Source organism: Leucobacter chromiireducens (assembly GCF_051993095.1).
Lineage (GTDB): Bacteria > Actinomycetota > Actinomycetes > Actinomycetales > Microbacteriaceae > Leucobacter > Leucobacter chromiireducens.
The window spans coordinates 1,067,557-1,081,458 of sequence record NZ_CP197024.1; the positions used below are offsets into that span (position 1 = coordinate 1,067,557).

Annotated in this window: 13 protein-coding genes; 8 read left to right on the forward strand and 5 right to left on the reverse strand. The window is 67.8% G+C overall.

Annotation, left to right across the window (positions count from 1 at the left end):
- Nucleotides 1–20: 20 nt before the first annotated feature.
- The 5 genes from ACR81A_RS04760 to ACR81A_RS04780 all read right to left on the reverse strand — a co-directional run bounded on the left by ACR81A_RS04760 (nucleotide 21) and on the right by ACR81A_RS04780 (nucleotide 4,942).
- A complete protein-coding gene (locus ACR81A_RS04760; protein ID WP_440312834.1) occupies nucleotides 21–704 on the reverse strand; it encodes a DNA alkylation repair protein in 684 nt (227 codons plus the stop codon).
- A gap of 30 nt (nucleotides 705–734) precedes the next feature.
- Nucleotides 735–1,208 carry a Fe-S cluster assembly sulfur transfer protein SufU gene (sufU, locus tag ACR81A_RS04765; protein WP_202381752.1) on the reverse strand — a complete coding sequence of 158 codons (474 nt, stop codon included), beginning with the start codon at nucleotides 1,206–1,208 and terminating at the stop codon, nucleotides 735–737.
- The gene (locus tag ACR81A_RS04770) at nucleotides 1,205–2,509 is read right to left on the reverse strand and encodes an aminotransferase class V-fold PLP-dependent enzyme (RefSeq protein ID WP_440312835.1); all 1,305 of its coding nucleotides are present in this window, start codon (nucleotides 2,507–2,509) and stop codon (nucleotides 1,205–1,207) included. Before ACR81A_RS04770 ends, sufU begins: the two co-directional genes overlap by 4 nt.
- 71 nt (nucleotides 2,510–2,580) lie before the next feature.
- Nucleotides 2,581–3,831 carry an MFS transporter gene (locus ACR81A_RS04775; RefSeq protein ID WP_440312836.1) on the reverse strand — a complete coding sequence of 417 codons (1,251 nt, stop codon included), beginning with the start codon at nucleotides 3,829–3,831 and terminating at the stop codon, nucleotides 2,581–2,583.
- 37 nt (nucleotides 3,832–3,868) lie between these two features.
- Nucleotides 3,869–4,942, reverse strand: a complete 1,074-nt coding sequence (locus ACR81A_RS04780) for a thioredoxin domain-containing protein (RefSeq protein WP_440312837.1) — start codon at nucleotides 4,940–4,942, stop codon at nucleotides 3,869–3,871.
- 43 nt (nucleotides 4,943–4,985) lie between these two features.
- On the opposite strand from ACR81A_RS04780, the gene rsmI reads away from it, so the two are divergent.
- From rsmI to ACR81A_RS04820, 8 genes are all read left to right on the forward strand, one after another.
- Nucleotides 4,986–5,804 (forward strand): 16S rRNA (cytidine(1402)-2'-O)-methyltransferase, encoded by an 819-nt coding sequence (rsmI, locus tag ACR81A_RS04785; RefSeq protein ID WP_440312838.1) that lies wholly within the window; start codon nucleotides 4,986–4,988, stop codon nucleotides 5,802–5,804.
- Between the two features lie 46 nt (nucleotides 5,805–5,850).
- Entirely contained in the window at nucleotides 5,851–6,399 is a 549-nt protein-coding gene (locus tag ACR81A_RS04790; RefSeq protein ID WP_440312839.1) for a hypothetical protein, read from the forward strand.
- Between the two features lie 93 nt (nucleotides 6,400–6,492).
- Nucleotides 6,493–7,509 (forward strand): FKBP-type peptidyl-prolyl cis-trans isomerase, encoded by a 1,017-nt coding sequence (locus ACR81A_RS04795; protein ID WP_440312840.1) that lies wholly within the window; start codon nucleotides 6,493–6,495, stop codon nucleotides 7,507–7,509.
- Between the two features lie 87 nt (nucleotides 7,510–7,596).
- The gene (gene dxr, locus ACR81A_RS04800; RefSeq protein ID WP_440312841.1) at nucleotides 7,597–8,685 is read left to right on the forward strand and encodes a 1-deoxy-D-xylulose-5-phosphate reductoisomerase; all 1,089 of its coding nucleotides are present in this window, start codon (nucleotides 7,597–7,599) and stop codon (nucleotides 8,683–8,685) included.
- A gap of 67 nt (nucleotides 8,686–8,752) precedes the next feature.
- Entirely contained in the window at nucleotides 8,753–10,231 is a 1,479-nt protein-coding gene (locus tag ACR81A_RS04805; RefSeq protein ID WP_440312842.1) for a M50 family metallopeptidase, read from the forward strand.
- 87 nt (nucleotides 10,232–10,318) lie between these two features.
- On the forward strand, nucleotides 10,319–11,467 hold the full coding sequence (gene ispG, locus ACR81A_RS04810) for a flavodoxin-dependent (E)-4-hydroxy-3-methylbut-2-enyl-diphosphate synthase (protein WP_202381761.1): 1,149 nt from the start codon (nucleotides 10,319–10,321) through the stop codon (nucleotides 11,465–11,467).
- A 112-nt stretch (nucleotides 11,468–11,579) separates the two neighbouring features.
- The gene (locus ACR81A_RS04815) at nucleotides 11,580–12,113 is read left to right on the forward strand and encodes a PadR family transcriptional regulator (RefSeq protein ID WP_237462560.1); all 534 of its coding nucleotides are present in this window, start codon (nucleotides 11,580–11,582) and stop codon (nucleotides 12,111–12,113) included.
- Nucleotides 12,110–12,904, forward strand: coding sequence for an ABC transporter ATP-binding protein (locus ACR81A_RS04820; RefSeq protein WP_440312843.1), 795 nt, complete (start codon nucleotides 12,110–12,112; stop codon nucleotides 12,902–12,904). The genes ACR81A_RS04815 and ACR81A_RS04820 overlap by 4 nt, the downstream gene beginning before the upstream one ends.
- Nucleotides 12,905–13,902 lie beyond the last annotated feature (998 nt).

Here is a 13,902-nt window from a genome sequence, read left to right on the forward strand (position 1 = left end):
GAACGGGCGGTGGCGAGGCGCTACTTCTGGCGGGACACCATCTCCGTGATCCAAATCGGGGCGAATGGGGAGACGCAGCCGGGCGGCGTGGGGTAGTCGGCGAGCACCTGCAGGCGCTCACCGATGTCGATCGCGCGTGTGCGAAGCGCCGGGGTCGTGATCCCAATCTGTGCGAGGCACTCGTTCATCGCCCACTGAAGCGACTCGGGCGCCGCACCCATGTCGCTATCGATCTGATCGAGCAGCGCGGGGAGATCGAGGCCCTCGGGGCGCTTCAGGACGCGCTCCGTAGTGAGTGCCCAGCCCGAGCCCGCGAGCAGCGGATCGGCATGGTTGAACCAGCGGAGGCGGAGTTCTTCCGCGTGCGGGCTCTTCTTCACGATGTAGTTCACGAGCCAATCGCGCACCTTAGGGATCCGCGAATCGCGCAGCATCGCCTCGAGCTCGTCCGCGGTGTAGTCCTTCGGGCCGCTGATCAGCAGCGCGACGAGTCGCTCGGGGGAGCCGCCAGTTGCCCAGAGCTCACGCGCGAGCCCAGGGTTGCGTTTCAGCTGCTTGGCCACCGCGCGGAGCTTCGTGAGGTTGACGCCGTGATCGTCGCCGTGGCGCTCGTTGATCGCGCGCGCCTTCGGGTCCTCAAGCGCGGCGAGCGCGCGGGACACCTCATCGGCCGAGCTCTGCGGTGTGATCTCGATCGCGGTCATCGTATGTCCCTCCGGCTCCGTGAATGGGGGTTAGGCCGCGCGCTGCGCCTCAACCTGCGTGAGGTCTGCCTCGAGCGCGACCCAGCCGAGCATCGCGCACTTCACGCGCATCACAAACTTTGCGACGCCCTGCAGCGCAACCGCGTCGCCGAGCAACTCCTCGTCCGGCTCCTCCGCGCCGCGCGCCTGGATCATCTGCCGGAACGCGGCGATGCGCGTGCGGGCCTCGTCCATGGACAGCTGCTCATCGCGCACCAGCTGCGAGAGGATCGACGCCGAAGCCATCGAGATCGAGCAGCCCTGGCCCTGCCAGGCGAGCTCAGAAATCTTGCCGGTCTCCGGGTCCACCGAGATGGCGAGGTCGATCTCGTCGCCGCAGCTCGGGTTGAACTCGTGGTGCGAAGCGGTCAGCGCGCCCTCCGCGGGGGAGAGCTCGCCCTTTCCGATGGGACGCTTCGAGTGATCGAGGATCAGCTCCTGGTACAGTCCGTCGAGCGCGCTCACGCCGACACCTCCGCTCCAAAGTACCGCTGGGCGCCGCGGAGCGCGTCGAGGAAACGATCAACTTCGTCCTCGGTGGTGGTCAGGTGCACGCTGGCGCGCGAGCTCGACGTGATGCCGAGCGCGCGATGCAGGGGCTGCGCGCAGTGGTGCCCCACGCGGACCAGCACGCCCTGCTCATCGAGGAACTGGCCGACATCGTGCGCGTGCACGCCATCGACGGAGACCGCAGTGAGCGCGACGCGCTGCGTGGGATCAGCCGAACCGAGGAGCCGCAGCCCCGGGGTCTCGGTGATGCCCGCAACGAGGCGTTCAACGAGCTCGTGCTCGCGCGCAGCGACGCGCGCCATATCTGCCTGCTCGAGGAACGCGACGGCAGCGCCCAGGCCAACCACCTGCGAGACCGGTTGCGTGCCCGGTTCGAAGCGGAGTGGCGGCGGCATAAACTCCGCGCGCTCCATCGTCACTCGCGTGATCGCGGAGCCACCGGTGCGTGCGGGGGGCAGCGCATCAAGCAGCTCGGTGCGACCGTAGAGCACGCCAATGCCGTTCGGGCCGAGCATCTTGTGTCCCGAGAATGCCGCGAAGTCGACGCCGAGCGCCGTGAAATCAACGGGGATGTGGGGAACTGACTGACAGGCGTCGAGCACCGTCACGGCGCCAACCGCGCGCGCGAGCTCGACGAGCTCCGCAACCGGCGCGACCCAGCCCGTCACGTTCGAAACGTGCGCGAATGCAAAGATCTTCGTGCGGTTGGTGATGGCCTCGCGCGCGTCGTCAATCGTCCACGTGCCGTCCTCGCGCACCGGGATGAAGCGCAGGGTCGCCCCCGTCTTCACCGCGAGCCGCTGCCAGGGGATGAGGTTCGCGTGGTGCTCCGCCTCGGTGATGAGGATCTCATCGCGGGCCGCGAGGGCGAAACGCTCGCTGCCCGCAACCCCGAGCCCGGCGTTTGCCTCGCCGATGCCGAGTGCCACGATGTTCAACGCGTCGGTGGCGTTCTCGGCCCATACGATCTGTTCCGGCGTGCCGGCGCCCACAAAAGCGGCAACCGCGGCGCGCGCGCCCTCGAAAGCCATCGTTGCCTCGCCGACGGCACCGCTCGTTCCGCGGTGCACGGCAGCGTTGGCGGTCTCGAGGAACCGGCGCTCCGCGTCGAGCACGACGCTGGGGCGCTGCGCGGTGGCCGCGGAGTCGAGATACGCGGGACCGCCCTGGCGATCCTGAGCGGCGAAGTACGGGAACGCGGCGCGCAGGTCAGCGACCTCCGCGGGAGTGAACGCACGAGCAGACATGGTCTCCATTCTTCCACCGGTTGGGTACACCGGGGCTACGAGTTCTCCAACAGCGTGGACGGCCGCGCTATTCCGCGGGCTTAGCGTGCACTCGGCCCGGTGAGGAGCCAGTTCACCCCGCCTGCCACGAGCGCGATCAGCGCGGCAATGAGCGGTATGACGAGCGCGGCGGGTGTGCCGAGATGATCGGCGACGCTGCCGGTGATCGCGGCGGCAGCCGACTGACCCACCATCAGACCGGAACCGAGCATGGTCATGACCGTGGCCGAGCGGCCCTCAGGGCTCCGCTGCGCGCCGAAGCTGTAGAGCGTCACGAGGAGCGGGCCTACCCCGATGCCCATGAGTGCGAGGCTGAGCAGCATACTCGGCATGTCGTGCGCGTTCTGCAGGAGCAGGCCGCCCGAGACGATGAACACGGCGAACACGGGCCAGCGGTAGCGGAGCGTGAAACGCGGAGGCAGGAAGGCGACCGCGATCGCGAAGATCGCGGAACCGATGCCCATGACGCCATAGATGAGCCCGGCCTGCTCGGCCGCGCCGCGATCCCGCATGAAGGAGGTGAGTGAGGTGAGCATCGAACCGAAGAACAAGCCGACGGCCACGATCCCGAGCACGGTGATGAGCAACTGTGGACGGAAGAGCTCCGCCGCGGGTGCGAGCGTGGCTGCCCGGTCTGCGGCGCTCTGCGGAGGCGCGCTCGTGTGGTGCAGGGCGAACGCGGTCACGAAGATGAGGGTGAGCACCGACGCGCCGACGATGGGGGCCCACGCGCCGAGTGTGGTGGCGAGCAGCCCCACCGCGACAGGGCCGAACACGAAGATGACCTCGTCTGCGGCAGACTCGTAGGCCAGCACCGTCGAGAGTGTCTTCGGACGCTTCTGGGCCGGCAGGTCTTTCTGAATGATCGTGACGAGGCGCGAGCGGGACATCGGAGACGGCTGCGGCGCTGAAGCACCCGCGAGGAAGGACCCGAGGAACACGGTCCAGATGGGCAGGTCACTGAACGCGACCCAGGCGAGCACGCCGAGGAATGCGGCGTTGATGGCGCCCGAGATGAGCAGTGTGGGGCGTTGCCCGAAACGATCGGCTGCGGCACCGATGAGCGGCCCGCAGATCGCAACGCCGAGCCCCACCATGGCGGAGTTCAGCCCGCCAAGCTCCACCGAACCGCGGGCAGAAACGACGAGCGTGAGCACGCCGATGACCATCATCGCGTAGGGGAGCCGCGCGACAAGCGCGACCGGGAAATAGAGTTTGCCGACGCGAGACAGCAGCGTGGGGGCGGGCTCCGGGGCGCCGGGAGCAGCGGGAGTGGGGGTCGAATCCTGCATAGCCGACCGAGTCTACACCCCCGCCGAGGCGATGGGGCTACTTCACGGCGATGCCCTGCTGCACGAGGAACGCGCGGAACGCGTCGCCGTCAGCGGGGTCGCCCGGGTAGGGCACGCCATCGACGAGCACGAGCGGGGTGCCCGTGACCATCAGCTCGGGATCGGCCGCGTGCGGCACGGGGTTCGCGAATGCCCAGGCGGAGAGCGCTTGGGCGAACGGCACGAATCGTTCTTCGGTGATGCACGCGCGCGCTTCGGCGTTCAGGGCACCCGCGCCCTCCTCGATCGCGGCGATGATGCCCGCGTTGTCGAGGCCAGGGCCGCCCTCTGCCGGCTGCACTTCGGGGAGCATGAGCGCGGCGTTCGCCTGCCACGCTGCGTCGGGCTGAGTGTCGGCGAGGCAGGCCAGCGCGCCCGCCGCGCGCGAGGAGTAGTAGCTCCCCTCGGAGGCACGATCCAGGAACGTGAGCGGAGTGAGCTCGACCGCGGCCTCGCCATCGGCAAGCACCTGCGTAAGCGTCTCAGCATTCGCGGTCTCAAAGAGCGAGCAGTACGGGCAGCGGTAGTCGACGTACACGCGAATGAGGGCCTTCACGCCGAGCTCCTCCGCCGTGCGCGGCACCGGGAGCGCGCTGTCTGCGGGCGCGTCTGACGTGGCAAGCTCGCCCTTCGTGCCGCCGAACACTAGGCCGCCGCTCGCCATGTTGCTTGGCCACGCCACTGTGCTCGCGGCGTCGCTCGAGCCGTCCGGGCTGCTGTCCGAGCCCGCGTCGTGCTGCGCAGCCCCGACAAGTGCCCCGCCGAGCGCAAGCGCGCCGACCACGATGGCCGCGATCACCGCGAGTGCGCCGGCGACCACACCAGTGAGGGCAGGGCCGCGCCGCTGCCGCCGCACGAGGGCGACGATGCCGAGCGCCACAGCGACGACACCGATTGCGGCTCCCACCCACGCAAAAGCACTGAACGTGACGGGCGCGACGGCGGCGGTGACGAGACCCACGAGGCCGAGCGCCATCGCCGCGATCGGCAGGGCTTGACCGGTGCGGGGCGACCCGGTCTCGGGCTGTGCGTAGGGGTGAGGGGGCGGGCCGGGCAGCTGCGAGTCGCTCATGCGCCTCATTCTTGCAGGCGCTCCTCGGGAATAGCATGGAGGCATGATCCTCCTCGCGGCCACTCCCATCGGCAACCTCGGCGACGCGTCTGTGCGGCTCCGGGAGACCTTCGAAGCGGCCACCGTGATCGCCGCGGAAGACACGCGCCACACGGCCCAGCTGCTGCGCTTGCTCGAGATCGAGAATCGCCCCGAGCTGCTCGCGCTGCACGACCACAACGAGCACGAGCGGGCCGCCGCGCTCGTCGCCCGCGCTGAAACCGAAGACATCGTGCTCGTGAGCGACGCCGGCATGCCGACCGTCTCCGACCCCGGCTTCCGTGTCGTGCAGCTCGCGGCCGAGGCCGGCGTAACGGTCAGCGCGATCCCCGGTCCGAGCGCCGTCATTACGGCACTCGCCGTCGCGGGGCTGCCGACCGACCGCTTCGCGTTCGAGGGCTTCCTGCCACGGAAGGCGGGGGAGCGAGGGCGCGTACTCGCGGGGCTCGCCTCAGAACGTCGCACGCTCGTGTTCTTCGAAGCGCCCACCCGCCTCGCGACGACGCTTGCCGACCTCGCCGACGCGTTCGGTCCGGAGCGACCGGCCGCCGTGTGCCGTGAACTCACGAAGCTGCACGAAGAGGTGCGACGTGGGCCGCTTGCCGAACTCGCTGACTGGGCCGCCGAGGGCGTGCGCGGCGAAATTGTGCTCGTCGTGGGCGGTGCGCCCGAGATCGAGGTATCGCCGGAGACGGCACTTGCCGAGGTGCAGCAGCGCGTGGCAGAGGGCGAGCGCCTGAAGGACGCAAGCCGCGCCGTTGCCGAGGCGAGCGGGCTCTCCGCTCGCGAGCTCTACGCCGCGGCGCTTGCCGCCCGCGCATAGTGGCCCCCGACCACACTGCACCCCAGAGAGGACACCGACGCACACCATGAGCCGCAAACGACCTGCCGCCCCAACCGTTCCCTCCGGCCCAGAAGTTCGGCGGCGCGTGGGCATCGAGCTGTGGCGCCTCGCGCTCCCCGTCCTCTGGTTCGGGCTCATCGCTGCGATCTCGTTCATCGAAGCGCCACTGAAGTTCCAGGCCCCCGGCATCACGATCCCACTCGGGCTCGGCATCGGGCGGCTCGTGTTCGCCGCGCTCAACGTCGCCGAGGGGCTCGTGCTGCTCGCCCTCACCCTGCTCTCCTTCTGGCCGCTCGCGACGAGGATCTCGGGCGTGCGCTTCGGCATCTGGGCGGGCCTCGCGGCCGTGTACGTCGCAAAGATCACGCTCGTGCGGCCGCCGCTCAACGCGCGCACCGACCTCGTGCTGCAGGGAGCTGATCCGGGCCAGTCGATCTGGCACTACGTCTACATCGGCTGCGACCTCGCCACAATGATCCTGCTCGCGCTCGCCGCAGCGGGCGCCGCCGGTGCGCTGCTCCCACCGCGCACGGCAACGGGCGGAGCGCAGTCCGGGCGGCCCCGCAAGCGGTAGCCATTCCCAGCGGGCAGGCAGCGGAATACGAAATACTGTGCCCATACCCACGGCCGTACGGCCTCAACGCACGTGAAAAGGACGTTCAGCTTCGTGAAACTCTCCCGCGCACTCCTGCCCACCGCCCTCGCTGGCGCCCTGCTGCTCTCCGGCTGCGCCGGTGGCAGCCCGACGGCGGACTCCGCTGGCGCCGATTGCCTTGCTCCCGGCGCCGCGAGCAAGGCGGTCACGGTGAGCGGCGAGACGGGCAGCGACCTGAAGCTCGACTCGAAGACCCCCGTGAACGCCAAGGAGATGCAGCGCAGCGTCCTCACCGAGGGTGAGGGCGACGTGGTGAAGGAGGGCGAGACCATCTCTGTCAGCATGACGATGTTCAACGGCGCGAACGGTGACGTGATGCAGCAGCTGCCCGCCGCGCCCGTTCCGTTCAGCAAGGACCAGCTGATTGGGTGGGCGTACGAGGGCTTCCGCTGCGCTGTTCCCGGCCAGCAGATCGCGATTGTCGCTCCGTACGCCGAGATGTTTGGCGACACGAAGGCTGCGGATACGGGGGTGTCGGATCTCACGGAAAAGGACTCCATCGTGCTCATCATGGAGTTCGGGGAGAAGGGTGAGGACACCGGTGCAACGGGCGAGCCCGGCACGCTCGAGCCGAGCGACCTCCTGAAGAAGGCTGAGGGCACCGCGAAGCCGGCCCCCGAAGGTTTCCCCACCGTGAAGCTTGACAAAGATGGCGCGCCCACGATCACGATGCCGAAGGACGCGAAGGCGCCCGAGAAGCTTGAGGTTGCGACGCTCATCGAGGGCGACGGCGAGACCGTCGAGCCCGGCGACCGCGTGTACGTGAACTACCGCGGCGTGATCTGGCGCACGGGCGAGGAGTTCGATTCGAGCTGGAAGAACGGCCAGCCCGCAAACTTCACCACCACCGGCGTGATCGGGGGCTTCCAGAAGGCGCTCGAGGGCCAGAAGGTGGGCTCGCAGATCATCTCCGTCGTGCCCGCTGAGGACGGCGGCTACGGTGCGGCGGGTCTCGAGAAGATGGGTCACCAGCCGGACGACGTCATGGTGTTCGTGCTCGACATCCTCGGGACCGTGCACGCGAAGTAATTCGCGATCCGCAGGTTTTCTCACCGCGCCCCGCGCCCCTGATTTTTGGGGGCGCGGGGCGCGGTCGTCTCGGGCACAATGGAACGTATGAAGCGCATCGTCATTCTTGGTTCCACTGGTTCGATTGGCGAACAGGCGCTCGATGTCGTCCGAAAGAACCCCTCGAAGTTTCAGGTGGTCGGCCTCATTGCCGGTTCGAACGCGGAACGCATGGCCCAGCAGGCTGAGGAGTTCAACGTTGAGCACACCGGACTCGGTGCCGCCGCAGCCGAGCAGCTCATTCGTGAGGTGCCCGCGCAGGTCGTGCTGAACGGCATCACGGGCTCGGTGGGGCTCGGCCCCACCATCGCCGCACTGCAGGCGGGCCGCACGCTCGCGCTTGCCAACAAGGAGTCACTCATCGTGGGCGGCGATCTCGTCACGGGGATCGCGGCACCGGGTCAGATCGTGCCCGTCGATTCCGAGCACTCCGCGCTCGCGCAGGCACTCCGCTCGGGTCGCTCGGAGGAGGTGCGCCGCCTCGTGCTCACAGCGTCCGGTGGGCCATTCCGCGGGCGCAGCCGCGAGGAGCTGCGCGGCGTGACTCCGGCCGAGGCGCTCGCGCACCCCACCTGGGACATGGGGCGTATGGTCACCACAAACTCGGCCACCCTGGTGAACAAAGGCCTCGAAGTAATCGAGGCGCACTTGCTCTTCAAGGTGCCCTACAGCAGCATCGAGGTTGTGGTGCACCCGCAGTCGATCGTCCACTCGATGGTCGAGTTCGTTGACGGTTCGACGATTGCGCAGGCGTCACCGCCCGACATGCGGCTGCCGATCGCGCTTGGCCTCACATGGCCCGACCGCCTCGCAAACGTTGGCGCACCGCTCGATTGGCGCAGCGCCACGAGCTGGGACTTCGAGCCGCTCGACTCCGAGGCGTTCCCGGCGGTTGAGCTCGCGAAGGAGGTCGGTCGCGCGCGCCTCACCTACCCCGCCGTGTACAACGCTGCCAACGAAGAGGCCGTCGTCGCGTTCCATGCGGGCCGTATTGGCTTCCTCGACATCGTCGACACCGTGCGAGATGTGCTCGAGGCACACGCCGCGCCGGAGCAGCTGACGCTCGAGAGCCTCGCGGAGGCGGAGCGCTGGGCGCGGGAGTACTCGGAGCAGGTCATCACTCGCCGCAGCGCGTAGCGACGCATACGGCACTTCCCCGGCAATCGCCCAGGGGTTCCCGCGCTCGAGCGAGTAGCCTGAGTGCGTGATTGACGTGCTGCTCTACGTGCTCGGGATCCTGATCGTGCTGATCGGGCTCGCCGTCTCCATCGGCCTGCACGAGATCGGGCACCTCATCCCCGCGAAGCTGTTCGGCGTCAAGGTGACGCAGTACATGATCGGGTTCGGGAAGACGCTCTGGTCGCGCAAGAAGGGCGAGACGGAGTACGGCGTCAAGGCGATCCCGCTCGGCGGCTACATCGCCATGACGGGGATGTACCCGCCGCAGAAGCCGGGCGAGGCGCCACGTGCTTCGACCACGGGCTTCCTCAACTCCGTTGTTGAGGAAGGGCCGCTGCCCGTCACGAGGCCGCAGGGTGAGGCAGGGACGGCCGTGGCTGATCCCGAGCTGCGCGATCCCGAGCTGCGAGATCCCGAATTGAGCGATGCCGAGCAGCCGGAGCTGCGCCGCGGGATTGCAGGCCTGGTCGACGACGCGCGCCTCGCGAGCGCTGAGACGATCGAAGCCGGTGAGGATCATCGCACCTTCTACCGCCTCCCCGCGTGGAAGCGCATCATCGTGATGCTGGGTGGGCCCGTCATGAACCTCATCCTCGCGTTCGTGTTCTTTGCCATCGTGCTCGTGGGCTTCGGGGTGCCGCAGGCGAGCACCACCCTCGGTGCGGTGAGCGAGTGTCTGCAGCCCGCGGGCAGCACCGCGAAGACTTGCGCGGCAAGCGACCCCGCAGCGCCCGCCGCCGCGGCGGGGCTCCTGCCTGGGGACACCGTTGTCGCGGTGGACGGCACTCCGATCACGGAGTGGGAGGATTTCCGTGCGCGTGTCTCGGCAGCTCCCGGAATCACGATGCAGCTCGAGATCTTGCGCGACGGCACTCCGCAGACCGTGGCGCTCACGCCCGCGGCGAACGAGCGCGCGCTCGTCGGCGAGGACGGCAAGGTGCTGACCAACGATGACGGCTCCGTGCGCACGGAGAGCGTCGGCATGGTGGGCGCGACGCCGGCCTCCGAGTATGTGCCGCAGCCCATCACCGAGGTGCCCGCGTACGTGGGCGAAAACGTGGCGCGGGTTGCCGGAGTGGTCGTGCAGCTGCCGCAGCGCATGGTCGACACCTGGAACGCCGCGTTTGGGGCGGGGGAGCGCGACCCGAATGGGCCGATGAGTGTGGTCGGCGTGGGGCGCCTCGCCGGCGAGATCGTCAGCCTCGACGAGGCTCCCGTCGCCGCCCGCGTGCAGAGCGTCCTCGGACTGCTCGGCTCGCTGAATATCGCGCTGTTCGTGTTTAACCTGCTGCCGCTCATGCCACTTGACGGCGGGCACGTGGTCGGTGCGATCTACGAGTCGATCAAGCGCGGCTTCGCGAAGCTGCGCGGCAAGCCCGATCCCGGTCCGATTGATGCGGCGAAGATGGTGCCAGTGACCTTTGCCGTGGTGGTGGTACTGGGCGCGATGATGGTGCTGCTCGTGTACGCCGACCTCGTGAAGCCGGTGTCGTTCTTCGGTTAGGGCAGACTGTGGCTTTGCTGGGGCGAAGCCGCGCCCGTCCGCGCCGCGCCGAGCGGGCTCGCAGGATGCACGGCTAGACTCTTCTCCGTGGCAGCAGTCAATTTGGGAATGCCGAAGGTCCCCGTGGTGCTCGCACCCCGACGCAAGTCGCGCGAGATCTCGGTCGGTTCGGTAAAGGTGGGCGGGAACGCCCCGGTTTCGGTGCAGTCGATGACAACGACTCCCACGACCGATATCAATGCAACCCTCCAGCAGATCGCCGAGCTTACGGCGTCCGGCTGTGACATTGTGCGCGTGGCGTGTCCAAGCCGCGACGATGCCGAGGCGCTGCCGATCATCGCGAAGAAGAGCCAGATCCCCGTGATCGCGGACATTCACTTCCAGCCGAACTACGTGTACGCCGCAATCGATGCGGGCTGCGCGGCGGTGCGTGTCAACCCGGGCAACATCCGCAAGTTCGACGACCAGGTCGGCGAGATCGCGAAGCGGGCAAAGGCCGCTGGAGTGTCGTTGCGTATTGGCGTGAACGCGGGATCGCTTGATCCGCGTCTGCTGCAGAAGTACGGCAAGGCGACCCCCGAGGCGCTCGTTGAGAGCGCTGTCTGGGAAGCGTCGCTCTTCGAGGAACACGACTTCCACGACTTCAAGATCTCCGTGAAGCACAACGATCCGATCGTCATGGTGCAGGCGTACCGTCAGCTCGCCGAGCGCGGCGACTGGCCGTTGCACCTCGGGGTCACCGAGGCGGGCCCCGCGTTCCAGGGCACCATCAAGAGCGCAACGGCGTTCGGCATTCTCCTCGGTGAGGGGATTGGCGACACGATCCGTGTCTCGCTGTCGGCGCCGCCCGTGGAAGAGGTGAAGGTTGGCCTGCAGATTCTGCAGTCGTTGAACCTCCGCGAGCGCAAGCTGGAGATCGTGTCGTGCCCCTCCTGTGGTCGCGCGCAGGTGGACGTGTACACGCTGGCCGAGCAGGTCACCAAGGGTCTCGAAGGTATGAGCGTGCCGCTGCGCGTTGCCGTCATGGGCTGCGTCGTGAACGGTCCGGGCGAGGCGCGCGAGGCTGACCTCGGTGTGGCCTCCGGCAACGGCAAGGGGCAAATCTTTGTAAAGGGCGAGGTCATCAAGACCGTGCCCGAGAGCGAGATTGTCGCGACACTGATCCAGGAAGCGAACCGTCTCGCCGCTGAGATGCCGGCCTCCGAGTCGGGCACCCCCGAGGTCATTACGGCGTAGGGCACAGCAGCACAGTAGAGGGGTCTCCCCGCAACGGCATGACAGTCGTTGTGGGGAGGCCCTTTCTCGTCTCCGCTTGCAGGACTATACACGCCGTGTATACACTCGGTGCATGGCAACCATGGACTCCTCACACGCCATGCTCGGGCTGCTCGGCACGGGCTCTGGCTACGGCTATGACCTGAAGCATGACTACGATCGGCACTTCGGTTCCGAGAAGCCGCTCGCGTTCGGTCAGGTCTATGCGACGCTCGCGCGGCTCATGAAGCACGGCTTCATCGCGCTCCTCGGAGATGAGGCGGGCGGCGGCCCCGATCGGAAGCGCTACGAGATCACGCCGGCGGGCCGTGAAGAGCTCGAAGAGTGGCTGTTCTCCGCAGACGTCCCGTCTCCCGCGCTCCAGAGCAACCTGTTCGCGAAGACGGTCATCGCGCTCCTGCTCGGCGACGATGCCGCGAGACTGCTCGATCTGCAGCGTGCGAGGCACCTCGAGCGGATGCGAGAACTGACTCGCCGGAAGATCGGCGCCGACCTCGCCACCGTGCTGGTCTGCGACCACGCGCTGTTCCACATCGAGGCAGATCTCCGGTGGATTGAGCTGACCTCAGCCCGGCTGGGGGAGCTCAGCGCGGAGGTGGCACGATGAGCGCGCTCACTCGTGGCGCACGGTCCAGTAACGCGGGGTCCAGTGACGCAGCGGCCAATGGCACACTCGTGGTTGCCACTCCGACGAGCGATGCGATTCCTCGGGATACAGTGCTCAGCGTTCGCGGTATCACGCGGTCGTTCGGCATGGACGTAGCCCTCCGCGGGGTCGATCTCGACGTCGCGCGGGGCGAGATCCTCGCGATCATGGGGCCCTCAGGCTCCGGCAAGTCGACACTGCTGCATATCCTCGCCGGTGTACTCACTCCCGATGCAGGAACCGCGAGTTACCGTGCTGCAACGAACTCCGAGGTCGCGGAGCTGAGCACCCTCAGCGAGGCCGAACGCGCGAAGCTCCGCCTCTCTGAGTTTGGCTTCATCTTCCAGTTCGGGCAGTTGCTGCCCGATTTGAGCGCAGCCGACAACGTCTCGCTGCCGCTGTTGCTCGCGGGGCAGGCCCGAAAGGTCGCGCTGCGGCAGGCGCGCAGGTGGCTCGAACGGCTGGGTCTTGCCGAGCACGCGGAGAAGCTCCCCTCCGAGTTGTCGGGCGGTCAGGCGCAGCGGGTCGCTATCGCTCGCGCGCTCGTCACTGCGCCGCAGGTCATCTTCGCCGATGAGCCGACTGGCGCGCTGGACTCACTTTCGGCCGAGCAGGTGATGCTCACGCTCACAGAACTCTCGCGGGCGTCGGGTACAACGGTCGTGCTTGTTACGCACGACGCGCGCACCGCGGCTTACGCGGACCGGGAGATCGTGGTGCGCGATGGCAAGCTCTCGGGGCTGGCGCGATGAGAGCGCTCACGTTGGGCTGGGTGCTTGCCTCCCGCGAGCGCGGTGGCGCGAAGCGCCTGTTCGGGATCGCCTCGGGTGTTGCGGTGGGCGTGGCCCTCCTGCTCCTCGTTCTTGCTGCGTACCAGGGTCTGCAGGATCGGGGTGCTCGCGCTAGCTGGCCGTTTGACGCCTCGTTCAACGCCGAGCAGACCGCTGAGCGCGTGTTTGACGACGACACGGTGTGGGTGGCAGCAAGTGGGGTGCTGGGGGCTCCCGGCGACTATTACAACGGTCAGGCGATCACTCGTGTTTCGATCGCTGCGACCGAGAGCTCGACGGTCATTGTACCCGGAATTGACCGTGCTCCGCAACCGGGGGAGTATTTTGCGTCGCCATCGCTCGCGCGGCTGATCGACTTCGCCCCGGCTGACGAGCTGGGAGAGCGTTTCGGAACTCGGATCGGGATCATCGGCGATGACGCGCTCGTGGGGCCCGAATCGCTTCTCGCGATTGTTGGCACCGAGGCGGACTCTGTGGAGCCGATGCTTGGTGCCAGTTTGCGTGCTGAGCTCTCCGGCTCGAGCTACCCGAGCTCCGCCTACGCGATGATCGCAATTGTCGGTGGTATTGCCGTGCTCTTCCCCGTGGTGGTGCTCATTTCGATCGTCACGAAACTTGGACAGGCGACACGAACCGAGCGCTTCGCAACGATCCGATTGATCGGTGCCTCGCCCCGACTGGTCGCAGTGCTCTCCGGCATCGAAGCCGTCGTGCCCGCGCTCGCAGGTGCAGCCGCGGGCCTCGGGCTCTTCTTCGTGCTCCGACCGCTCGCAGCGCTTGTCGAGATTGAGGGTTCCAGGTTTTTCGTGAGTGACCTCGCAGTGCCCGGGTGGGGAATGATTCTCGTAGCGCTCGGAACCGCACTCCTCGCTGGTCTGGTCGCTTTCGTCACTGCTCTCCGTGGTGGACTCGGTCCGCTCGGCGGGTCGCGTGAGCAGCAGGAACGTACTCCAACCTGG